We start from the raw sequence: 21,964 nt of genomic DNA on the forward strand, positions 1-21,964 counted from the left end.
CGCGGCACCCCTAGAACTCGATGCGCTCGCGGCGCGAGAGCCGCAGCGTCAGAACGGCGAACAGCAGCGTCACGATCAGCATCGCGACACCGATCGCGGCTGCCATGCCGTACTGGCTGTTGTCGCGGAAGGCCGTCTTGTACAGCAGCAGCGGCACCACGTCCGTGCTCTCGTTCGGCCCGCCGTTGTTGACCGACATCAGCTGCACCAGGGCGAAACCGTCCATGGCGATGATGCCCATGTACACCCAGCCGGTGGCCACCGTGTCCCGCAGCAGCGGCAGGGTGACCCGGAAGAAGGTGGTGATCCGGTTGGCGCCGTCCAGCAGCGCCGCCTCGTAGATCTCCGCGGGGATCGAGGCCATGCCGGCGGAGAAGAGCACCACGTAGAAGCCGACGTTGGACCAGACCATCACCGCCATGATGCAGGCGAGCGCGATGCTCGGGTTACCCAGCCAGGACTGCTGGAGCGAGTCGAGGTGGACGTGGTGCAGCAGCGCGTTGAGCAGGCCGCTGTCCGGGTCGGGGTTGTAGATCTGCTCCCACAGCACCGCGACCACGGTGACCGACAGCACCTGCGGGAAGAAGTAGACGATCTTGTAGAAACCCGCGCCCCGAACGCCGGCGACCGACGCGCTGCCCTTGCGCCGGCCGCCGACATTGAGCATGAAGGCGAAGAACAGTCCCAGTCCCAGCGTCACGATCGGCACGATCAGCAGCATCAGGACGTTGTGCCACAGTGCCTTCCAGAAGAGGTTGTTGTGGATGATCTTCTGGTAGTTGTCCAGCCCGATGTAGTGCTTCTCGGGGGTCAACCCGCTCCAGTCCGTCAAGGAGATCTGGAAGTCCTGGATGAAGGGCGAGATCACGAGGACCGCGTACAACGCCACAGGTACTGCCAGAAACCCGATGATGAACCGGTACTTGCCGTGTCGCATGGTGCCGGTCGCTCTCGTCTCAGCCGTCAGGGAAGGTTCGGGTCACACGTGCTTGAACTTGGGCACGGACGAGTCCGCCTTGGTCGCGTCGGCGGCCTTCTGCGCGCCCTCGATCCACTTCTTGGCGTCGATCTTTCCGGTCAGGAGCTGGAGGGTCAGGTTGCCCAGGGTCTCCTGGTTGAGCTTGACGTACCAGTCCTGGAGCCGCGAGTTCAGCACATTGGTGCCCGCCGCCGTCAGCGCCTTGGACGCCGAGGCCAGGCCGGGGGTGAGGGTCAGGCCCTCCGCGGCACCGCTGATGCAGGTCAGCGACTTGGTGGTGTTGGTGAAGTTGTCCGTCTCCTTCTTGCTGATCATGATGCGCAGCAGCTCCATGCCGCCGATCGGGTTCTTGCCGTCGGCCGCGACGATGTACGGCTCGCCGGCCGCGGCGTAGACGGTGCCGAAGGGCAGCTTGTCGGAGGAGCCGGCGCCGACCAGCGGGCCGACCGCCAGGTCGAAGTCCTTGGGCATGGTCGGGGCGGCCTCGTTCTCCACCCACGAGCCGTCCGCCACGATGGCGGCCTTGCCCTTGGTCCAGGCGGTCTGCATCTGGATGTGGGTCATGCCCTCGGAGCCGGGCATGAAGTACTTCTTCGCGGCCACTTCCTCGTAGTAGCCGATGACCTGCTTGACCGCGTCCACCTGCCAGGCGCCGTCCTCGAGGTCGTCGATGGCGTTGAGGACGTCCTTGCCGCCGATCTTGCCGATCTGGGCGAGCAGGTCGAAGTGGACGTAGTAGGGGTACTTGCCCGGGTAGGTGAAGAGGGAGATGTTCTCCTTCTTCGCCTTGGCGCCCAGGGCGAGCGCCTGGTCGAAGGTCTGCGGGTACTCCCAGCCCTTGTCCTGGAAGAGCTTGTTGGAGTACCAGCCGCCGTAGACGGTGAAGGCGTAGTTGAACGCGTACATCGCCTGGGTGCCGAACTGGCCCTGCTCGACGGTGCCGGCGATCAGGACGTCGCGGACCTTCTTGCTCGGGTCGTCGACGGTCGGCGCGTCGAGCAGCGCGGTCAGGTCCTGGAGCTTGTTCTCCTTGGCCAGGGCCGCGGTGTCGAGGTTGTCGGCGCCGGAGTTGTCCATGACGTCCGGCGGCGTGTCGCTGGCGAAGCGCGGCTGGAGCTTGGGGCCGAGGCCCTGGGTGCCGGTGTGCTTGACCGTGATGCCGTACTCGGAGTTGTAGACCGCCTCGGCGGCCTTCACGTACGAGTCGCCGAAGCCGCCCTTGAAGATGAACGCCTCCAGCGGGGCACCCTTCTTCACCCCGAGCGGGTTGTTCGCCGTCTTGGCACCGGTGGGTTCGGACTTCGGCTTGTCGCTGCCGCCGCCGCTGGAGGCGCAGGCCGACAGCAGCGAGGCGGACGGGACGGCCACCACGCCGATGGCCATGGCCCGCTTGATGGCATCACGGCGGTTGATCTCGGAGCCCATGCTCAAGTCCTCAGCCTTCTTCCAGGACTCATGCGGTGCAGCGGAAGCCGCCGACGACCGCGAACAGTTGAAGCGTGAGTGATGCGGTGCATCCAGTGAGGCGAGGAACGATAGCCGACGGCTGCCTTGGCCGCCCTGTCGGCGCCCCCGCGCGGTCCCGCGCTCAGCGGGTTCCCGGACGCCGACAGGTATAGTCCACTCGGCTCGGACAGGGCAAGATCGAAAGAAAGTTTGGCCGCCAAGCTTTCCCGAGTTGAGACCTGTCCGAAACGTGGGACGTTCGTCCGCCCGAAAGCTCCGGTCGGCTTTGTATTCAGTCGTAACGCCCCTCCTGGTCCGGTGTGTTCAAGTAGTGAACCGGCCGGAGGGCACCGGGGCGGGGAGACCTGCCGCAGCAACACGTACGGGCCGCACCCCCGGGTGACAGGGGTGCGGCCCGTACGGCCGACAGCGGTGCTTCGGCGGGGTTACGCCGAGGTCACCGGGGCTACTTGCGCAGCAGCGAGCGCAGCACGTACTGCATGATGCCGCCGTTGCGGTAGTAGTCGGCCTCTCCGGGGGTGTCGATCCGCACCACCGCGTCGAACTCGACGCCGGTGTCGGTGCTGACCTTCACGGTGCGCGGCGTGCTGCCGTCGTTGAGCGCGGTGACCCCGCTGATGCTGAAGGTCTCCTCGCCGGTCAGGCCCAGGCTCAGCGCGGTCTCGCCCTCGGGGTACTGCAGCGGCAGCACGCCCATGCCGATCAGGTTGGAGCGGTGGATGCGCTCGTAGGACTCGGCGACGACGGCCTTGACGCCCAGCAGCGCGGTGCCCTTGGCGGCCCAGTCGCGGGAGGAGCCGGAGCCGTACTCCTTGCCGGCCAGCACCACCAGCGGGGTGCCCTGCGCGATGTAGTTGCGCGAGGCGTCGTAGATGAAGGCGACCGGGCCGCCCTCCTGGGTGAAGTCGCGGGTGAAGCCGCCCTCGGTGCCCGGCGCGATCTGGTTGCGCAGGCGGATGTTGGCGAAGGTGCCGCGGATCATGACCTCGTGGTTGCCGCGGCGCGAGCCGTAGCTGTTGAAGTCGCGGCGCTGCACGCCGTGCTCGGTGAGGTACTGGCCGGCCGGGGTGTCGGCCTTGATGGCACCGGCCGGCGAGATGTGGTCGGTGGTGACGGAGTCGCCGAGCTTGGCGAGCACCCGGGCGCCGGAGATGTCGGTGACCGGCTCCGGGTCGGTGCCCATGCCCTCGAAGTACGGGGGCTTGCGCACGTAGGTGGACTGCGGGTCCCACTCGAAGGTGTTGCCGGTGGGGATCGGCAGCGCCTGCCACTGCGCGTCGCCGGCGAAGACGTCCTGGTAGGACTCGGTGAACATGTCCTGGCCGATCGCGGAGGCGACCACGTCGTTGACCTCGGCCTCGGTCGGCCAGATGTCCGCGAGGTGGACCGGCTTGCCCTCGGTGTCGGTGCCGAGCGCGTCCTTGGTGATGTCCACCTTCATCGAGCCGGCGATGGCGTACGCGACGACCAGCGGCGGCGAGGCGAGGTAGTTCATCTTGACGTCGGGGTTGATCCGGCCCTCGAAGTTGCGGTTGCCGGAGAGCACCGCGGCCACCGCGAGGTCGGCCTCGTTGACCGCCTTGGAGACCTCCTCCGGCAGCGGGCCGGAGTTGCCGATGCAGGTGGTGCAGCCGTAGCCGACCAGGTTGAAGCCGAGCTTGTCCAGGTACGGGGTCAGGTGCGCCTTGTCGAAGTAGTCGGTGACGACCTTCGAGCCCGGGGCGAGGGTGGTCTTCACCCACGGCTTGCGGGTCAGGCCCTTCTCGACGGCCTTCTTCGCCACCAGGGCGGCGGCCACCATCACGTAGGGGTTGGAGGTGTTGGTGCAGGAGGTGATCGCGGCGACGGTGACGGCGCCGTGGTCGATCTCGTAGGTGCCGCCGTCGGGGGTGGTCACCAGGGTCGGCTTGCTGGGCACCCCGTTGTGGGTGGCCGGGGAGTCCGAGGCCGGGAAGGACTCCTTGCCCGCCTCCTCGTCGTCGGTGACGTAGTTGCGCACGTCGCGGGCGAACTGCTGCGCGGCCTGGGCGAGCACGATGCGGTCCTGCGGGCGCTTGGGCCCGGCGATGGACGGCACCACCGTGGACAGGTCCAGCTCCAGCTTCTCGGAGTAGTCCGGCTCGGCGGCCGGGTCCAGCCACAGGCCCTGCTCCTTGGCGTACGCCTCGACCAGCGCGACCTGCTGGGCCGAGCGGCCGGTGAGCCCCAGGTAGCTGAGCGTCTCGGCGTCGATCGGGAAGATCGCCGCGGTGGAGCCGAACTCCGGGGACATGTTGCCGATGGTGGCGCGGTTGGCCAGCGAGGTGGCGCCGACGCCCTCGCCGTAGAACTCGACGAACTTGCCGACGACGCCGTGCTTGCGCAGCATCTCGGTGATGGTCAGCACCAGGTCGGTGGCGGTGGTGCCGGCCGGCAGCTCGCCGGTGAGCTTGAAGCCGACCACCCGCGGGATCAGCATGGAGACCGGCTGGCCGAGCATCGCGGCCTCGGCCTCGATGCCGCCGACGCCCCAGCCGAGCACGCCCAGGCCGTTGACCATGGTGGTGTGGGAGTCGGTGCCGACGAGGGTGTCGGGGTAGGCCTGGCCGCCGCGGACCATGACGGTGCGGGCCAGGTGCTCGATGTTCACCTGGTGCACGATGCCGGTGCCGGGCGGGACCACCTTGAACTCGTCGAAGGCGGTCTGGCCCCAGCGCAGGAACTGGTAGCGCTCCTTGTTGCGGCCGTACTCCAGCTCGACGTTCTGCGTGAAGGACTCCGGCGTGCCGAAGCGGTCGGCGATCACCGAGTGGTCGATGACCAGTTCGGCCGGGGCGAGCGGGTTGATCTTCGCCGGGTCGCCGCCCAGCTCCTTGACCGCCTCGCGCATGGTCGCCAGGTCCACCACGCACGGCACGCCGGTGAAGTCCTGCATGATCACACGGGCCGGGGTGAACTGGATCTCCTGGCTGGGCTGGGCCTGCGAGTCCCAGCCGCCGACCGCCCGGATGTGGTCGGCGGTGATGTTCGCGCCGTCCTCGGTACGCAGCAGGTTCTCCAGCAGGACCTTCAGGCTGTACGGCAGCCGGGCCGAACCCTCGACCTTGTCCAGCCGGAAGATCTCATACGATTCGTCGCCCACCTGCAGGGTGCTGCGGGCGTCGAAGCTGTTCGCCGACACGACAGTCTCCTTCATGCATGTTCTCGCGCGTACCACCGCATTGCTGGCGTCCTGACGGCACGCCTCGGCAGATATCTCGATGTCGAGATAACTCTAGTACACCTGCCGCAATCGGGTACCCCCGGCCCGCCGGGTGATGCGCGGGCACCCGGGGAACCAGGACCGGACGGGCGCCGTCTGTGCGGGTGGACGCCCCCGGCCGCCGGGCGGCGGCCCAGGTCCGCGCGGGTGAGCGTCCACCGCCTGGCCGCGCCCCGGATGGCAGGCGGCCCCTGCGGCGTTACGGTGAAGACGGCGACCCGCCCACGGACGGCCCAACCGATGCGACGCTATCTCACATATGAGATAAGGTCGTTGATATGACCGACGACTACCTGGCACGCATCGGCCGGCTCATCCGAGACGCCCGGCAACATCGCGGCTGGACACAGGCGCAACTCGCGGAGGCGCTGGGCACCAGCCAGAGCGCCGTCAACCGGATCGAACGCGGCAACCAGAACATCAGCCTTGAGATGATCGCCAGAATCGGCGAGGCGCTGGACAGCGAGATCGTGGCACTGGGCTACGCCGGGCCGATGCACCTGAGAGTGGTCGGGGGGCGGCGGCTGTCCGGCGCCATAGACGTCAAGACGAGCAAGAACGCGTGCGTCGCGCTGCTGTGCGCCACACTGCTGAACGCGGGCCGCACCACGCTGCGCCGGGTGGCACGGATCGAGGAGGTCTACCGCATCCTGGAGGTGCTGGGCAGCATCGGGGTGCGCACCCGCTGGATCAACGACGGCAACGACCTGGAGGTCGTACCGCCGGCCGAGCTGGACCTGGCCTCGATGGACACCGACGCCGCCCGCCGCACCCGCAGCGTCATCATGTTCCTCGGCCCGCTGCTGCACCGCACCGACCGCTTCCGCATCCCGTACGCGGGCGGCTGCGACCTGGGCACCCGCACCGTGCAGCCGCACATGAACGCGCTGCGCCACTTCGGCCTGGACATCACCGCCACCGACGGCTTCTACCACGCGGAGGTGGAGCGCGGCATCGCCCCGAAGCGGGCGATCGTGCTGACCGAGCGCGGTGACACCGTGACCGAGAACGCGCTGCTGGCCGCCGCCCGTTACGATGGCGCGACCGTCATCCGCAACGCCAGCTCCAACTACATGGTCCAGGACCTGTGCTTCTTCCTGGAGGAACTCGGCGTGAAGGTGGAGGGCATCGGCACCACCACCCTCACCGTGCACGGCGTCGCCGAGATCGACCGCGACGTGGACTACGCCCCCTCGGAGGACCCGGTCGAGGCGATGAGCCTGCTGGCCGCCGCGGTGGTGACCGAGTCCGAACTGACCATCCGCCGGGTGCCGATCGAGTTCATGGAGATCGAGCTCGCCGTCCTGGACGAGATGGGGCTCGACCACGAACTCACCCCCGAGTACCGCGCGGACAACGGCCGCACCCGGCTGGTGGACCTCACCGTCCGCCCGTCGAAGCTGAGTTCGCCGATCGACAAGATCCACCCGATGCCCTTCCCCGGGCTCAACATCGACAACGTGCCCTTCTTCGCGGCCATCGCGGCGACCGCCCAGGGCTCCACGCTCATCCACGACTGGGTCTACGACAACCGCGCGATCTACCTCACCGAGCTGACCCGGCTGGGCGCCCAGGTCAAACTGCTCGACCCGCACCGGGTGCTGGTCGAGGGCCCGACCCGGTGGCGCGCCGCGGAGATGATGTGCCCGCCCGCGCTGCGCCCCGCGGTGGTGGTGCTGCTGGCGATGATGGCCGCCGAGGGCACGTCGGTGCTGCGCAACGTCTATGTCATCAACCGGGGTTACGAGGACCTGGCGGAACGGCTCAACACGATCGGCGCGCAGATCGAGATCTTCCGGGACATCTGATCCCCTTCGCCGAGGGCTCCACCGCACCCTGCCTGCCCCCTCCTCCTACGGCCGGCCGGCGAGAAGGCGGTCGAGGAAGGAGTGGCGGGCCTGGCGGGCCGCGACGCTGATCCGGGCGTCGGGGACGATCACCTCGAAGACGTGGAAGCCTCCCGACCACACGTGCAGTTCGGCTTCACCGCCGGCCCGCCAGATGCGGTGGGCGTAGTCGACGGCTTCGTCGCGGAGGGACTCGGCGGAGCCCACTTCGATGTGGGCGGGAGGCAGCCCCGACAGGTCGGTGGCGCGCGCGGGAGCGGCGTAGGCCGGCACGTCCGGGCCGCCCCGGGCGGAGCCGAGCAGGGCGCTCCAGCCGAATCCGTTCCAGCCGCGGTCCCAGAAGTCGTGGCCGTCCATCTGCCGCATCGAGGCGCTCTCGCCGCGGTCGTCGAGCATCGGGCACATCAGCAGCTGCCCCAGCGGCCGGGGGCCGCCCTTGTCGCGTACGGTCAGCGCGAGCGCGGCGGTGAGGCCGCCGCCGGCACTCGCGCCGGCGATGACGATCCGTGCCGGGTCGAGGCCGAGTTCGACCGCGTGAGCGGCGGTCCACAACAGCCCCGCGTAGACGCCGTCGATCGGAGCGGGGTGCGGATGCTCGGGGGCGAGGCGGTAACCGACCGAGACGAGCACGGCGCCGAACTGCTCGGCCATGTCGAGCATCGGGTCGAGGCCGAGGCGGTGGTCGCCGCTGAACATTCCGCCGCCGTGCGTGTAGTAGATCACCGGCCGCGGTCCGGCCGCGCCGGCGGGCTCGCAGATGAGCAGCGCGACCTCGGGGTTGCCGGCCAGCCCCGGGACCGAGCGCTCGCCGACGGCGAACCGGCCGCCGCGCCGCAACTCGTCGAGGTCCGGGACCTCGGCGGCGTCCTCCGCGCGGACGTCCGCGAGGCGGTCGAGGCTCATCACCCCCATCTCGTCCCTGAGGGCGGTGGAGAGGGTGCGCAGTTCGCTGTCGAACGGTACGGGCATGGTCATCCTCGCTGTGCATCGCCCGAGGGCGCGGTGGCCGGAAGGAGCGGTGGGCGCGGACCCCGAGGGGCAGAGGGCCACCGTACGGGGTGGGCCGTCGTCAGGTCCGGATGGGTGGTGTCCACCGGGCCGGTGTCCGCTCCGTCCAGGCGGGCCTCGTGTCGGGCAGCGGGTCTGCGGCGGTGGGGTTGACCGCTTCGCCCAGTCCCTCGATCGCGGTGACAAGCCGCCGGCCGGGTTCGAGGGTGGCGCCGGCCGCGGTCGTCCTTCCCGGTGTGCCGGTCAGGACGACGTCCCCGGGTTCGAGGGTGAGGAAGGTGCTGCAGTAGGAGAGGAGTTCGGCGGGGGTGAACAGCAGGTCACCGGTGTATCCGCGCTGCCACTCGACGCCGTCGACGGTGAAGGTGACACCGAGGTCGCGGGCGTCGTCGACCTCGTCGGGGGTGGCCAGCAGCGGCCCGAGGGGCGTAGAGCGGTCGAAGACCTTGCCCTGGAGCGCCTCGGTCGTGCGGTGCTGCCAGTCGCGCATCGACATGTCGTTGGCGACGGCGTAGCCGGCGATGCCGTCTGCCGCCTCCCGCACGTCGGCGCGGGAGAGCCGGCGTCCGACAACCACCGCCAGTTCGGCCTCGCCGTCGACCTGGTCGCTGACGCGGGGCAGGGTGACGGTGTCCCGCGGGCCGGTCAGGGTGGAGGCGAACTTGGCGAAGAACGTCGGGTACTCGGGCATCGGACGTCCCAGTTCCTCGATGTGGGCGCGGTAGTTGAGCCCGATGCACAGGATGTGCGCCGGAGCGGGCGAGACGCAGTCGTAGGGGGCGGTCCGGGCGTCCGTCTCGCCGATGTCCCGCAGGCGGTCTCGGCGCAGGTAGGCGTCGACGGCGTCGGTGGCGTCGACCAGCACGGCGCGGTCGCCCTCGATCCGGGCGGCGGTGCGGGTGTCGCCGGTGCGGATGGTCGCGAAGCGCATGGCGCTCCTTCTTCGGGAGTCGGGAAGGGTTCTCAGAGCGGGAAGGGTGCTCAGAGCTGGAGGGCTGTGCCGGGGGCGGGACGCCGGAGGGCGATGCCGGTCAGTCCGTTCTCACCCAGCAGGTTGGCGACGGAGTGCTGCCCGAGGTCGCTGAGCATCAGTTCGTGGATCTGGACGATCTGCTCGGGCTTGACCGCGCGGACGTAGTCGGCGGCCTCGCCGAGCTTGGTCCACGGTCCGCTGGTCGGGAGCAGCAGGGTCCCCACGGGGGCGTCGGGCACGAAGTCCCCGAGGAGCGCGCCACGCTCTCAGCCGCGCTCCCCCTGCTGGCTCGGCTGACGCAACGCCTGCGGAACCGGTAGCGGGACGCCACCGGCCCCATCGCGCCCACGGGCCGGCTACATCGAGCAGCCGGAGCTCTTGGCGGCCCCCGCGCCGGGGCCGAGGGACAGGTGCAGCACCAGGCCCCGCGTGCCTGCCGACGCGGAGGTGAGCACCGCGCCGGCTGCAAGCCGGTCCAGCTTGACCGTGCGCGGCTTCAGCTTGTCCGCCAGGCCGGCGGCCATCGGCGCGCTGCCCAACTGGCCCACCGGAATGTCGCGGCCCAGGACCCCCACGCTCGTCGGGGTGATGGTGAGACTGTTCGCGGCGGTGGTGAGCGAGGTCTCCACCGTGACGGGGAGACCCAGTTGGCCCGCGCTCCCGGTGAGGGTGAGCGCGGAGCCGTCCGAACCGACCGTCATTCCGCCCAGTCCCGCGCTCCCGGCGCCGCTTCCGGAGGCGAGGCGCTTCTGCAACTCGCTGTAGGGCACGGTGACGGCGGCGCTTCCCCCGCCCGTGCCGCCTTGCCTGGTGACGTCCTTCAGAACCGCCCGCACGTCCACCGAGGCGCCCTGGCGCTTGACGCCGTCGGCATCCACCCGGACGGTCCCGAGATCGCCGGTCAGCGCGTGGAAGCCGGCGAAGGAGCCCTCCAGGTCGGCGCTCACCGAACCCGTGGGCTTCAGCTTGCAGGTCGCGGCTTTGACGACGCGCTGCTCGGCGACGTGTTCGACGACGAGGTCGGTCGCACCGGCGGCGCCGGCGATCACAGCGGCGGAGACGGCGGAGACAAGGGCGATCCCACGATTGTTCACAGTGATGGAGTTCCGATCCGGGGTCGGGTGCCGGTGGCGTGCCCACCACCTTCAGCCAGAATGTCACTTGTGTCAATTGTCAGATGTGACATTTTCTGGCTAGGGTGCGGAGCGTACGAGAGACCCTTCCTGGAGGTGCCGTGTCATCCACCGAGTCGGAAACCCCGACATCCGAGGTGACGTCGACCGCGACGAAACCGCCCGCTCCCCTGCCACTGCTGGGACGGCTCGGGGCGTTCTGTGCCCGGCACCCCGTGTGGGTCGTCGCTTCGTGGCTCGTCGTGCTGCTGGCCGGCCTGGCCGGGCGAAACGTGGTCGGGGCCGTGTACAGCGACCAGGTGAGCCTTCCCGGCACCCAGTCGGCCCGCGGGGCCGATCTGCTCAAGGCGTCCGACCCGACGGCCGGCGATCCCAGCGGCCGGGTGGTCTTCCATGTCGGCTCCGGCACCGTCTCCGGCCATGGCAGCGGCATGGCGGACTCCGTCAGCCGCCTGGCGAAGATGCCCCATGTCACCGCCGCCTCGTCACCCGTGACCAGCAGTGACGGACGCACGGCATACACCACGGTCTCCTTCGACCAGCAGATCAAGGACCTCGGGCACGGCTACAAGGGCACGCTCGACGAAGCCACCGCGCCCGCCGAGGCCGACGGCGTCCAGGTCGCCTACGGCGGCGACCTCGACAGCATCGTGCGCACCCCGCAGAAGGACGCCGTCAGCGAAGGCGCGGGGGTCGCCGCGGCCCTGGTCGTGCTCCTGCTCGCCTTCGGAAGCGTCGCCGCCGCTGTGATGCCGCTGGTCACGGCACTGGTCAGTGTGGGCGTCGGGATGGGCGTGGTCGGCATCGTCGCGGGCAGCGTCACCTTCGCCACGTCCGCACCCACACTGGCCGTCATGATGGGCCTGGGCGTCGGAATCGACTACGCGCTCTTCCTGACCACGCGCTTCCGCCAGGACCTCATGGACGGGCATGCCCCGGAACAGGCCGCGGGACGAACAGCCGCGACCAGCGGGCACGCTGTCCTGGTCGCCGCCGTCACCGTCGCGATCGCCCTGCTCAGCCTGTACGCCTGCGGGCTCAGCCTGATCGGCAAGCTCGGCCTGGCGGCCACCGTCGCGGTCCTCGTCACCGCGACCGCGGCGCTCACTCTCGTGCCGGCCGCCCTCGGTCTCGTCGGCCGCCGCATCGACCGGCTCCACGTGCGCCGCCCCACCGCGGAGACCGGCGGCGACCACGACGGCTGGCACCGCTACGCCGCCCTCGTCTCCCGCCACCCCTGGCGTTTCCTGACCGCCGGTGTGGTCCTGCTCGCCGTCTGCGCCGTCCCACTGTTCTCCATGCGCCTCGGTCACGTGGACGACGGCGCCGACCCGGCCGGCAGCACCACCCGCGACGCCTACCACTGGATCGCCGACGCCCCAGGGCCCGGCTTCGGCCCTGGCGCCAACGGGCCCATGGTCGTCGTGGTCGACGTCCAGCACGCGAGCGGGTCCAGCGCCGAGGTCGCGACGGACGTCTCCGACGCGTTGCGGAAGACCAGTGGCGTGGCCCACGTCACCCCGCTGCGGCCGAGCCGGGACAGCCGCGTGCTCGTCGGCACGCTCACACCGTCCAGCGGGCCGCAGGACGCCCTGACCAGCGGCCTCTACACCGAACTCACCGGCCGCACCCTGCCCATGGCGGTCAGAGGCACCGGCGCCAAGGCGTACCTGACCGGCAGCACCGCCGGCCAGCTCGACTTCCGCGACCTGGTCACCGCGCGGCTGCCGATCATCATCGGCATCGTCCTGGCCGCCGCCTTCCTGCTGCTCATGACCGTCTTCCGCAGCCTGCTCATCCCCCTCAAGGCCGTCCTGCTCAACCTCCTGACCACCGGCGCGTCCTACGGCGTCCTGGTCGCGGCCTTCCAGTGGGGATGGGGCGACAAGATCCTCGGGCTCACCGAACCAGTGCCCATCGAGTCCTACGTGCCGATGATGATGTTCGCCATCGTCTTCGGGCTCTCCATGGACTACGAGATCTTCCTGCTCTCCCGCGTCGCGGAAACGTGGCAGGAAAGCAAGGACAACGCCCGGGCCGTCGCGGTCGGCCTCTCGCTCACCGGGCGGGTCATCTCCAGCGCGGCTCTCATCATGACCGTGGTGTTCCTCTCCTTCACCGCCTCGCCCACCGTCGTGATCAAGATGCTCGCCCTCGGACTGGCCGTCAGCGTCATCCTCGACGCCACAGTGGTCCGGCTCGTCCTGGTCCCGTCAGCGATGCTCCTGGTGGGCAAGGCCAACTGGTGGCTGCCCCGCCGCCTGGACCGGGTCCTGCCCCACCTGCACGCCTGAAGCCCGCGCCGCGGCCCTGCGCCCGCGCTCCCTCCGCATGGAAGAATTCCGGCCATGGCCGAACCCTCACGCCGAGGCCGCAAGCGCGCGGCGACCCAGGAGGCGCTGCACAGGGCCGCGATGCGGCTCTTCGCGGAGCGAGGCTTCGCGGAGACCACGGTCGTGGACATCACCGAGGCCGTCGACGTCTCCGCACGCACGTTCTTCCGCTACTTCGCCAGCAAGGAGGACGTGTTGTCGCACGAGCTGCGGCAGCTGGGTCCCGCTCTGGCCGCAGAAGTCGTCGACCGGCCGGCGGACGAGGCTCCGCTCGAGGCCGTGCTGAACGCCTTGCTGTCGTTCGGAGCCGGTGGACGCGATGTGCTGGTCAGCCTCACGGCCCTGCTCCCCCACTCGACCGTGGACACCGGAGGGCCGGTGCCACCCACCCTTCCCTCGGCACGCGTACTGGCGGTGTTCGCGGAGTGGGAGGCCGACCTGGTCAAGGCGCTGCTCAAGCGCAACGGCGTCGAGGACCCCGACGATCGGCAACTGCTGCGCGCCGAAGTCACCGCACGAGCGGCGCTCGCCGGAATGCGCACGGCCTTCAGCCGCTTCCGCGATGTCACAGCGCGGGGAGAGGCTGCCGAAGGAACGTTCAAGGACCTCGTCACCGAGGCGTTCGCCATCCTGCGTGACGGATGCGGCTTCCCGCCGGCCTGACCTTCGCACGGCGCCCGGCCGGCCCTGAAGGTGACCAGGAGGACCTCCGCGCCCGCGCTCGGGCTCACCGCGGACCGGACCGCTCCCCCAGTCCGGCCGCTACCGGTCGGACGGACCCAGCCAGAGGTGGGCGTTTTCGTAGAGCCGGGCGACCTCGTCGGGGCGGTCGTCGCCGAAGAGGTCGTCGCCGATCGTGTAGCCCCGGTGCCCCAGCACATAGGCGAGGAAACGGTAGGGGACCCGGTAGTGCCGGAGAACCTCCATGTCGACGCTGAGGCCGGTTCCGGGGATCGCCGGCGTGAGGGTGTCCCTCTCGTAGACCGGGTCGAGAGACCTGATTCTCCACCGCCCCTCGGCCCGCGCCGCGCGGTACAGGAGCCGGGCGTGGGAAACGAGGACCGCCTCGACGCCGTCCACCTCCGTGGTCACCTCGATCGCGGCGGGCAGTTCCACCAGGGCCCGCTCACCTCGTACGTCGACGACCGGCGGACCGAGCCGGTGGATCGCCCGGTCCCCCCGCCCCGCCATGTGCCGAGACTGCTCCACGAACTCGGCACCGCTGCCACGGAACCAGCTGAGCCGCACCACCGAGTCGGTCGCGTAGCCCTCCTGCATCGTGTCCCACCACCCGCGGTCTCGGGCCTGCCGTTCGTGCAGGACGAGCTGGGCGACAGCCGTGACGTCGTGTGGCATCGGGAACTCCTCCGTTGTCGGTCGACTGCCCCGGCGCTGCGGCTCCTCGCCGGCAGCGCCCGGCCCCGGCATCTGGTCGATGCGCGTGCGTGCCCTTGTAGCCGGGGACAACGTACAGGCCGTGCGCGCACGCGCCTCGGTTCGCGCTCGTGCCCGAACGGCGGTCCGCCCCCAGCCGACCCGGTCGTGCCCCGGCCCGTCCGGCGGTAGGCGCCTGATCCGGGTGGTCGCACGTGCCGTCCCCGCTGGATGGCACGTCGATCCGCACGGTGGAGGAGGGGGCCGCGCGCGCGACTTGCCCGGGCGGGGTTACAGACGGCCACCGGTGGCGCGGGTGAGAGGACCCATGCCGCGGGCGGCCGCGTGCCGGCCGGCCGCGTAGCAGGCCCCCGCCACCGCTGCCGAGACGCCGGCGCCCGCCACGACGGCACCGCGTGCGCGGATCAGCCGCCATGTGGTCTGCGCGGTCGCCACGGTGCCGCGGGAGACGGTGCCCACCGTGCGCCGGCCGGTCTCGAGGGGCTGAGCGGCCAGCCGGCCGGCCCGTTCCGCCACGGCGGACAGCCCTCCGGACGTCGCCGTGTCGGCCGTGGCCCGCACCGCACCGGCCGTGCTGCCGGCGGCCTTCGAGACGGACTTGGCGGTCCCGGCTGCCTGGTCGGCCTGGCCAGTCCTGGTGCCGCCGTCGGTGCCGGATGCGGCGCCCGCGTCCTGCCGCTGCCGGGCGGGGCGGCGTTCGGAGGGTGCCTTGCCGCGGGAGGACGCCGCCGTCTTCGAGGCCGTCCGCCGGGACTTCGGTGCCGCGGTCTTCCTGCTGTCGGTCGCTTTCGGCGACTTCGCCTGCCTGTTCGTGTCAGTCATGGAGGTCGTCTCACCGCTCGGCCGGGACCGAAACACCGCACGGGCCCGCCGGGCCCCGCCCGCGGCCTCACTCCAGGCGCTCCCGCTCCTCCTCGCTCCACTCCTCGGTGTCCCGCGGGGTCACGTACGGCTCGCGGTCGGGCGGGAGACCGCCGGCGACGGCCCGGGCACGCGCCAGTTCCGCGTCGAACTCCAGGCCCAGGAGGACGGCGAGGTTGGTGATCCACAGCCACACCAGGAAGACGATGACGCCTCCGAGGGCGCCGTACGTCTTGTTGTAGGAGCCGAAGTTGGAGACGTAGGCGGCGAACCCGCCGGCGGCGGCCATCCACAGCAGCAGGGCAAGCACCCCGCCGGAGGTGATCCACAGGACGCCGCTGCGCTTGGCGTTGGGCGCCGCCCAGTACAGCACGGCGATCGTCAGGACCGCCAGCAGCGCGAGGACGGGCCACTTGGCGTAGGACCACACCGTCAGCGCCGAGTCGCCGATGCCGAAGGCGGCGCCCGTCTGGCGGGCAAGGGCACCGGAGAACACCACGGTGACGGCGCTGGCGTAGGCGAGGACCATGAGCAGCACCGTGAGCCCGAGGCGCAGCGGTAGGACCTTCCACAGCGGGCGGCCCTCGGGCACGTCGTAGACCGCGTTGGCCGCGCGGATGAAGGCGCCCATGTAGCCCGAGGCGGTCCACAGCGCGGCCAGGAGGCCCACGACGGCGAGCGCGGAGCCGGTGCCCGCGCTGTCCTGGAGCTGCTGGACGGCCTGGGTGAGGAGTTCACGGGTCGAGCCGGGCGCCAGGCGGGTCAGGTCGGCCAGCACCTTCTCGGTCGCCGACCTGCCGGAGACCCCCAGCACCGAGACCATGACGAGCAGCGCGGGGAACAGCGACAGCACGCTGTAGTACGTCAAGGCGGCGGCACGGTCCTGGAGTTCGTCGACCTGGAACTCCTTGAAGGTCCGTTTCAGCACGACCCACCACGAGGCCCTCGGCAACTCCGTCGGCTGGTCCGGTGCCTGGTGCCCGACCGCCGCTCCCGGGCCGGCGTCCGCAGGTCTTTGGGCTTTCTGTTCCTTTTGGATGTTCTCTCCCATGTCTCCTCCGTTGCCACGCGACGGAGCCCCGGGACTGAATGCCCGGAAAGGCGCCCGCGCACGCCGCGTCCATGCCATCTGTCCTGGATTCCCCTGGGGAAACGCGGAGCCGGCCGGCCGTGGAGCGGCCGGGACGGGCAGCGGCAATCGGCATCTTTCGCGCGTACGTTCCCCCGGGCAGGGGCAGGCGACCCGCAACCGCGGAACAGCCGCGGCCGACCGCTCAACCCCTAGGCGACTGGACCGGAGCATGACGACGAAGGACGGCAGGAACCGTGCGGACGGCGGGGACGACAGCGACAGCAGGAACGGCAGCAACGCCGGCGGCGCCGGCGGCGCGGACGAACGGCCTGCGATGGCCGAGGTCATGCGTGCGGTGACGAGCGAGCTGTCCGAACTGCTCCAGAGCGAGCCCGCCGGCGTCTCCGCGCTCAAGGGCACGGACCAGGGATGGACCGCGCAGGTGGAGGTCGTGGAGATCCCGCGGATTCCCGACACCACCAGCGTGATGGCCTCCTACCGCGTCGATCTCGACCGCAGGGGCCGCATCGTCGGCTACGAGCGCACCGGACGGTACGCCCGAGGCCGGGTTGAGCGCTGACCACCGGGTCCCCGGGAGGGCTCAGCGGCGCACCACGGCCCGGCCCCCGCCCCGCGACCCGCACTCGGCGGCCTGTGCGAACAGGCCGGAACGGAAAGGATGATCCAGCGTGACTGTTGCCACGCAGAGCAGCGCCACCGTCTCCGGTGGCGGCAACTCCGGCACCCTCTACGACGTCCTGGAACTGATCCTGGACCGCGGCCTCGTCATCGACGCCTTCGTCCGGGTGTCCCTGGTGGGCATCGAGATCCTCAAGATCGACGCACGGGTGGTCGTCGCCAGCGTCGACACGTACCTGCGCTTCGCCGAAGCGTGCAACCGCCTCGACCTCGAGTCCGGCCGCAAGGCGCCCTCCCAGCTCACCGATCTGGTCGGGGAGGCGACCGAGTCCGGCGCCAAGGGCAAGTCCAAGGGCGCGCTCGCCGGCGCGGTCGAGGCCATCGGCGAGGGGCTGCGCGGCGGCGACTCCGGGTCCGACGCGGACTCCGAGGACGACAAGAGCACGCGCAAGTCCGCGTCCGGCAGCAGCCGCCGTCCCGCGGCCCGCCGCAGCAGGGAGGACTGACCGGTGGCCACGTACATCTACGCGATCGTCGGCGCCGAGCACCCGCTGCGCCTGGACGGCACCGCCGGGGTCGGCGAACCCGCGCAGGAGATACGGGTGCTGCGCGCCGACCGGCTGGCGGCCGTCGCCAGTGACGTGCCCGAGGGCCTGCGGGCCAAGCGGCGCGACGTGCTGGCCCACCAGCGGGTGCTCGACCGGCTGCTCCAGGACGGCGCCGTCCTGCCGATGCGCTTCGGCCTGGTCGCCCCGGACGACGAGCAGGCCGTCGCCGCGATCGCCGCGGACACCGACCGGTACACCGAGCGGCTGGCCGAACTCGACGGCTGCCGGGAGTACAACCTGAAGGTCACCAGGGACGAGGACGACCTGCTGCGGCAGATCGTCGCCGAGGTGCCCGAGGCGCGCCGGCTCAACGAGCTCACGCGCGCCGAACCCGGCGACCCCGGGCGGAAGGTGGCCCTCGGCGAACTCCTCGCCGTCGAGACCCGCAACCGGCAGGAGCACGACGCGGTGGGCATCATCGCGGGGCTGGAGCCCCGCGCGGCCGGCCGCAGCGACGCGAAGCCGACCGCCGCGTGCTTTCTCAACACGTCCTTCCTGGTGAGCGAGGACCGGGCCGAGGAGTTCGTCCGCGCGGTGGAGGACGAGGCCGACCGGCGGGGCACCGGCTACGCGTTCACGTTGAACGGCCCGCTGCCGCCCTACAGCTTCGTCTGACCAGCCGTCAATTTCGCCTGACCGCACGCCAGTTGCGTCCGACCAAGCCGTCCGATCCCCGCCGGCCCGGCCCGAGCGGCCGGTTCCGGCACCGTGCGAAGGAGTTCCGCCATGGGGCTGATCACCGGTCTGCTCACGTTTCCGCTCGCGCCGCTGCGCGGGAGCAGGTGGGTCCTCGACCAGGTGATCGCCCAGGCGGAGCGCGAGACCTATGACCCCGCGCCCGTACGCGCGGAGCTGGCCGCACTGGAGAGGGCGCTGCTGGAGGGCCGGATCGACGAGGCGGAGTTCGACGCGCGGGAGGACGAACTGCTCGACCGGCTGGAGTGGCTGGAGGCCCGGCGGCGGGAGCTGCCCGACCCCGGCTGATCGCGCGGGTCCCGCTGATCGCACAGATCACACAGATCGCAAGGAACCGAGGTACGCAGACGATGATGACGAACGCGAAGATCGGCACGGCCCTGGTGGGGGGATACCTCCTGGGGCGCACCAAGAAGGCCAGACTGGCCATCGGCCTGGGCACGTTCCTGGTCGGCCGGAAGTTCCGGCTGGACCCGGACGCGCTCCGGCAGACGCTGATGAAGTCGCCGGTGCTCGGCGAACTCGGCGGCCAGGCGCGTGAGCAGGTCGTCCAGGCCACCGCCACGGCCGCGAAGGACGCCCTGGCCAAGCGGGTCACCGGCCTCGCCGACTCCTTGCACGAGCGCACCGCCGGTCTGCGGAGCGGCGCGAGCGGGGAGGACGACTCCGAGGACCGGGCCGAGGACCGCGACGAGGAGGAGTCGCGGGAGGACGGCGGTTCGGCCCGCCGTACCGTCCGCCGTACGGGGTCCGCGGCCGGCAAGGCCGGTAAGAAGGGCGCCGCTCCGGCCCGCAAGGCGGCAACTCGGGGCAAGCCGGCGGCCCGGGCCGCGGGCAAGGCGCCGGGGACCGCCCGCAGGACGGCCGCCAAGGCGAAATCCGCCAAGTCCTCAGGAGCTTCGGGGTCTTCGGGGTCTTCGGGATCTTCGGGGTCCGCCGGGTCCGCCCGCCGGGGCAGCCGGGAAGGGGGCGACGATGCCTGAGTCCGCGACGCGCACGCTGCGCGAGTCCGTCACCGGCAACCCCGAGGTCGAACGGCTGCGCACGGAGGTGCGGGACTACCTTCAGGCCCGTGCGGTCAAGGCGGTGGAGGGTCTGGGCGCCAGACTCGGTGAAGGCGTCGGCCGGCTCGGCGAGGGCGGCGGCGGCCTGGCCGGCCCGCTGGCCAAGGGCGGCAAGGCCATCAGCGAGGGCAAGTCCCCCGCCCAGGCGCTGACCGCCGCTGGCACCGCCCACCTGAAGGACACCGTGAAGGAGAAGGTCAAGGGCCTGTTCAGCGGGTCGGGGAAGGGCCGGGGCGGCGGCGGGAAGTCCAAGAGCGTCACCATCGTGGAGGACATCGACATCGGGGTGCCGGTCCGCCAGGCGTACGACCAGTGGACGCGGTTCCAGGAGTTCAGCACGTTCGCCAAGGGCGTGGTCAGCGTCGAGAAGGCCGACGACACCACCACCAACTGGAAGGTGAAGGTCGCGAAGTCCACCCGAAGCTGGCGGGCGAACGTCACCGAGCAGATCCCGGACGAGCGGATCGCGTGGACCACGGAAGGCGCCAAGGGCACCGTCAAGGGTGTGGTGACCTTCCACCCGATCACCGACGACCTGACCCGGGTGCTGCTGGTCCTGGAGTACTTCCCCAAGGGGTTTGTCGAGAAGACGGGCAACATATGGCGGGCCCAGGGCCGTCGGGCCCGCCTGGACCTCAAGCTCTACCGCAAGTTCGTCATGATGCGCGGTGAGGACGCCGACGGCTGGCGCGGGGAGATCCACGACGGCAAGGTGACCGTCGGCCACGAGCAGGCGGTCGAGGACGAGGACGGCGGGCAGGACGCCCGGGACCGCGACGACGAGCGCGACCCGGACGCGGACGAAGCGGAGTTCACCGACGGCGCCGACGACGCCGACGAACTTCCCGACGACGAACTGCCGGAGGAGGACCTCGCCGACGACGAGATCGGGGAGGACGCGGACCTGCCCGAGGAGGAGGACGCGGACCTGCCCGAGGACGACGCCGAGGATTACGGGCCAGAGGACGCCGAGGACGCCGAGGACGCCGAACCGGAGGAACTGGAGGAACCGGAGGAAGAGCCGGCGCGGCGACCGCGCCGCCGTCCCGCCACGGCCCGCCGCTGACGGGTCCCGACCGAGACAGGGTTGAGGCATATGTCCGATTCACTGGCCGGCCGTCTGGGGTCGCCCGCCACGGCCTCCCCGTACGGCCAGAGCCCCTCGACCGCGAACCTGGCCGACATCCTGGAGAGGGTGCTGGACAAGGGCGTGGTCATCGCGGGGGACATCCAGATCAATCTGCTCGACATCGAACTGCTGACCATCAAGCTCCGGCTGCTCGTCGCCTCGGTCGACAAGGCGAAGGAGATGGGCATCGACTGGTGGGAGCACGACCCGTCGCTCTCCTCCGGGGCAGGCCGAAGGGACGCGGGCGCCGACGCGGACCGGGGCGTTTCCCCGTCCTCCCGGGCTTCCCACCACGACCCGCTCGCCGCGGAGAACGACCGCCTGCGCGCGGAGATCGCCCGCCTGAGGGAGACCTCCGCCAGCGCCGCCGACGGCGCCCCGCGGCCGGCCGACCGTGAGGAGGGTGAGCGGTGAACGGACAGCGGACCGACGTCTCCTACGTCTACGCGGTCGGCCGGGACACCCCCGCGCTCGGCGAAGCCGTCGGACGGATCGGCACCGCCGGGGTGGCGGGCGCCCCCGTCCACGTCGTGCGGGAGGCGGGTCTCGGGGCGCTGGTCGCCGATGTCCCGGCGGACCGGTACGGCGAGGAGGGCTTCCGCGCCCAACTGGAGGACCTGGCAGCCCTGGAGGACACCGCCCGGGCCCACCATGACGTGGTGGCAGCGGCGTTCGCCACCGCGGTCGTCCTGCCGATGCGCCTGGCCACGGTCCACCGCGACGACGAGAGCGTGGCGCGCATGCTGGCGGAGCGAGCCGCCTGGTTCGAGGACCGGTTGGCCCGCGTGGACGGCACGCTGGAGTGGGGTGTCAAGGTCTTCACGGATGCCGGGCGGGCCCGGCGCTCGGCCTCGGCAGAGGCCGCCGCTCCCCCGGCCCCCGCGGCGGCGGCCGAGAGCCCCGGGCGGGCCTACCTGCGCCGCCGCCGGGCGCAGCGCGACGACCGGGACACCGCGCACCGGTGCGCCCAGGCGCTGACCGAGAGGGTGCTGGGGACGGCGGGCGAGTTCGCGGTGGCCGGCGTCAGCCACCGTCCGCACCAGGGGCATTTCGCTCCCGACTCCGGGGAGAACGTGGCGAACCTGGCCTTCCTCGTCCCCTCCGCCCGGGGGGACGCCTTCTGCGCCGCGGTCCGCCGGCTCGACGCCATGGCGCGTGAGGGTGAGGCGCCGGGCGCGCGGGTGGAGGTCACCGGGCCGTGGGCGCCGTACTCGTTCGCGGCGGCCGAACCCGCCGGTCCCGGGCCGAAGGACGCGCATGGCCGGTGACGCGGCGGGCTCCGCCCGCGCCGGAGCGCCGCCCGCCCCGGCCGCGGACCGGCAGGTCGCGCTGATCGACCTGCTGGACCGCCTGCTGACCGGTGGCGCGGTGGTCACCGGCGACCTGGTCCTGTCGATCGCCGACGTGGACCTTGTGCACATCAACCTGCGCGCGGTGATCCGTTCCCTCGGACCGGACGCGCCGCCGCCCTGGACGCCGACCGTGCGGTGACGGCGGTCCGGGGCGGGACCCCGACGGG

At 71.2% G+C, this 21,964-nt stretch carries 22 protein-coding genes; 12 read left to right on the plus strand and 10 right to left on the minus strand.

Translation table 11 applies throughout. From position 1 onward, the window contains the following. Positions 1 to 10 precede the first annotated feature (10 nt). From AC3EVP_RS14265 to acnA, 3 genes are all read right to left on the minus strand, one after another. Entirely contained in the window at positions 11 to 937 is a 927-nt protein-coding gene (locus AC3EVP_RS14265) for a carbohydrate ABC transporter permease (RefSeq protein ID WP_435130015.1), read from the minus strand. Positions 938 to 979: 42 nt separating this feature from the next. Next, positions 980 to 2,404, minus strand: a complete 1,425-nt coding sequence (gene ngcE / locus AC3EVP_RS14270) for an N-acetylglucosamine/diacetylchitobiose ABC transporter substrate-binding protein (protein ID WP_335983520.1) — start codon at positions 2,402 to 2,404, stop codon at positions 980 to 982. 487 nt (positions 2,405 to 2,891) lie between these two features. Continuing rightward, positions 2,892 to 5,606 carry an aconitate hydratase AcnA gene (acnA, locus tag AC3EVP_RS14275; protein WP_335983448.1) on the minus strand — a complete coding sequence of 905 codons (2,715 nt, stop codon included), beginning with the start codon at positions 5,604 to 5,606 and terminating at the stop codon, positions 2,892 to 2,894. A gap of 359 nt (positions 5,607 to 5,965) precedes the next feature. Between acnA and AC3EVP_RS14280 the strand changes: the two genes are divergently transcribed. After that, positions 5,966 to 7,495 carry a UDP-N-acetylglucosamine 1-carboxyvinyltransferase gene (locus AC3EVP_RS14280; RefSeq protein WP_335983446.1) on the plus strand — a complete coding sequence of 510 codons (1,530 nt, stop codon included), beginning with the start codon at positions 5,966 to 5,968 and terminating at the stop codon, positions 7,493 to 7,495. Positions 7,496 to 7,540: 45 nt separating this feature from the next. On the opposite strand, the gene AC3EVP_RS14285 is transcribed toward AC3EVP_RS14280, so the two are convergent. From AC3EVP_RS14285 to AC3EVP_RS14300, 4 genes are all read right to left on the minus strand, one after another. Next, the gene (locus tag AC3EVP_RS14285) at positions 7,541 to 8,503 is read right to left on the minus strand and encodes an alpha/beta hydrolase (protein ID WP_435130019.1); all 963 of its coding nucleotides are present in this window, start codon (positions 8,501 to 8,503) and stop codon (positions 7,541 to 7,543) included. Between the two features lie 100 nt (positions 8,504 to 8,603). Next, positions 8,604 to 9,473 (minus strand): fumarylacetoacetate hydrolase family protein, encoded by an 870-nt coding sequence (locus AC3EVP_RS14290; RefSeq protein ID WP_335983441.1) that lies wholly within the window; start codon positions 9,471 to 9,473, stop codon positions 8,604 to 8,606. 50 nt (positions 9,474 to 9,523) lie between these two features. Further along, a complete protein-coding gene (locus AC3EVP_RS14295; protein WP_435130022.1) occupies positions 9,524 to 9,754 on the minus strand; it encodes a hypothetical protein in 231 nt (76 codons plus the stop codon). Positions 9,755 to 9,871: 117 nt separating this feature from the next. Further along, entirely contained in the window at positions 9,872 to 10,609 is a 738-nt protein-coding gene (locus AC3EVP_RS14300; protein WP_435130025.1) for an LmeA family phospholipid-binding protein, read from the minus strand. Between the two features lie 140 nt (positions 10,610 to 10,749). On the opposite strand from AC3EVP_RS14300, the gene AC3EVP_RS14305 reads away from it, so the two are divergent. Beyond that, positions 10,750 to 12,942: an MMPL family transporter gene (locus AC3EVP_RS14305; protein WP_435130028.1), complete on the plus strand. Its 2,193-nt coding sequence runs from the start codon at positions 10,750 to 10,752 to the stop codon at positions 12,940 to 12,942. 54 nt (positions 12,943 to 12,996) lie between these two features. Then, positions 12,997 to 13,644 carry a TetR family transcriptional regulator gene (locus AC3EVP_RS14310; protein WP_435130031.1) on the plus strand — a complete coding sequence of 216 codons (648 nt, stop codon included), beginning with the start codon at positions 12,997 to 12,999 and terminating at the stop codon, positions 13,642 to 13,644. Between the two features lie 99 nt (positions 13,645 to 13,743). Here AC3EVP_RS14310 and AC3EVP_RS14315 read toward each other — a convergent pair whose 3' ends face one another. The 3 genes from AC3EVP_RS14315 to AC3EVP_RS14325 all read right to left on the minus strand — a co-directional run bounded on the left by AC3EVP_RS14315 (position 13,744) and on the right by AC3EVP_RS14325 (position 16,288). Beyond that, positions 13,744 to 14,337, minus strand: a complete 594-nt coding sequence (locus AC3EVP_RS14315; protein ID WP_435130034.1) for a nuclear transport factor 2 family protein — start codon at positions 14,335 to 14,337, stop codon at positions 13,744 to 13,746. Between the two features lie 309 nt (positions 14,338 to 14,646). Continuing rightward, on the minus strand, positions 14,647 to 15,198 hold the full coding sequence (locus AC3EVP_RS14320) for a hypothetical protein (RefSeq protein WP_435130037.1): 552 nt from the start codon (positions 15,196 to 15,198) through the stop codon (positions 14,647 to 14,649). A gap of 67 nt (positions 15,199 to 15,265) precedes the next feature. Then, the gene (locus AC3EVP_RS14325; RefSeq protein ID WP_435130040.1) at positions 15,266 to 16,288 is read right to left on the minus strand and encodes a YihY/virulence factor BrkB family protein; all 1,023 of its coding nucleotides are present in this window, start codon (positions 16,286 to 16,288) and stop codon (positions 15,266 to 15,268) included. 250 nt (positions 16,289 to 16,538) lie between these two features. Between AC3EVP_RS14325 and AC3EVP_RS14330 the strand changes: the two genes are divergently transcribed. From AC3EVP_RS14330 to AC3EVP_RS14370, 9 genes are all read left to right on the plus strand, one after another. Further along, the gene (locus AC3EVP_RS14330; RefSeq protein WP_435130043.1) at positions 16,539 to 16,889 is read left to right on the plus strand and encodes a gas vesicle protein GvpO; all 351 of its coding nucleotides are present in this window, start codon (positions 16,539 to 16,541) and stop codon (positions 16,887 to 16,889) included. Positions 16,890 to 16,998: 109 nt separating this feature from the next. After that, positions 16,999 to 17,454 (plus strand): gas vesicle structural protein GvpA, encoded by a 456-nt coding sequence (locus AC3EVP_RS14335; RefSeq protein ID WP_335979098.1) that lies wholly within the window; start codon positions 16,999 to 17,001, stop codon positions 17,452 to 17,454. A 3-nt stretch (positions 17,455 to 17,457) separates the two neighbouring features. Next, positions 17,458 to 18,171 (plus strand): GvpL/GvpF family gas vesicle protein, encoded by a 714-nt coding sequence (locus AC3EVP_RS14340; protein WP_335979095.1) that lies wholly within the window; start codon positions 17,458 to 17,460, stop codon positions 18,169 to 18,171. Between the two features lie 111 nt (positions 18,172 to 18,282). After that, on the plus strand, positions 18,283 to 18,540 hold the full coding sequence (locus AC3EVP_RS14345) for a gas vesicle protein GvpG (RefSeq protein WP_435130046.1): 258 nt from the start codon (positions 18,283 to 18,285) through the stop codon (positions 18,538 to 18,540). A gap of 62 nt (positions 18,541 to 18,602) precedes the next feature. Beyond that, positions 18,603 to 19,235, plus strand: a complete 633-nt coding sequence (locus AC3EVP_RS14350; protein WP_435130049.1) for a hypothetical protein — start codon at positions 18,603 to 18,605, stop codon at positions 19,233 to 19,235. Further along, positions 19,228 to 20,382, plus strand: coding sequence for an SRPBCC family protein (locus AC3EVP_RS14355; protein ID WP_435130052.1), 1,155 nt, complete (start codon positions 19,228 to 19,230; stop codon positions 20,380 to 20,382). The genes AC3EVP_RS14350 and AC3EVP_RS14355 overlap by 8 nt, the downstream gene beginning before the upstream one ends. Positions 20,383 to 20,412: 30 nt before the next feature. Further along, entirely contained in the window at positions 20,413 to 20,859 is a 447-nt protein-coding gene (locus AC3EVP_RS14360; RefSeq protein ID WP_435130055.1) for a gas vesicle protein, read from the plus strand. Beyond that, entirely contained in the window at positions 20,856 to 21,713 is an 858-nt protein-coding gene (locus AC3EVP_RS14365) for a GvpL/GvpF family gas vesicle protein (protein WP_435130058.1), read from the plus strand. The genes AC3EVP_RS14360 and AC3EVP_RS14365 overlap by 4 nt, the downstream gene beginning before the upstream one ends. After that, entirely contained in the window at positions 21,703 to 21,936 is a 234-nt protein-coding gene (locus AC3EVP_RS14370) for a gas vesicle protein (RefSeq protein ID WP_335979085.1), read from the plus strand. Before AC3EVP_RS14365 ends, AC3EVP_RS14370 begins: the two co-directional genes overlap by 11 nt. Positions 21,937 to 21,964 lie beyond the last annotated feature (28 nt).

The organism is Actinacidiphila sp. bgisy144 (genome assembly GCF_057708105.1).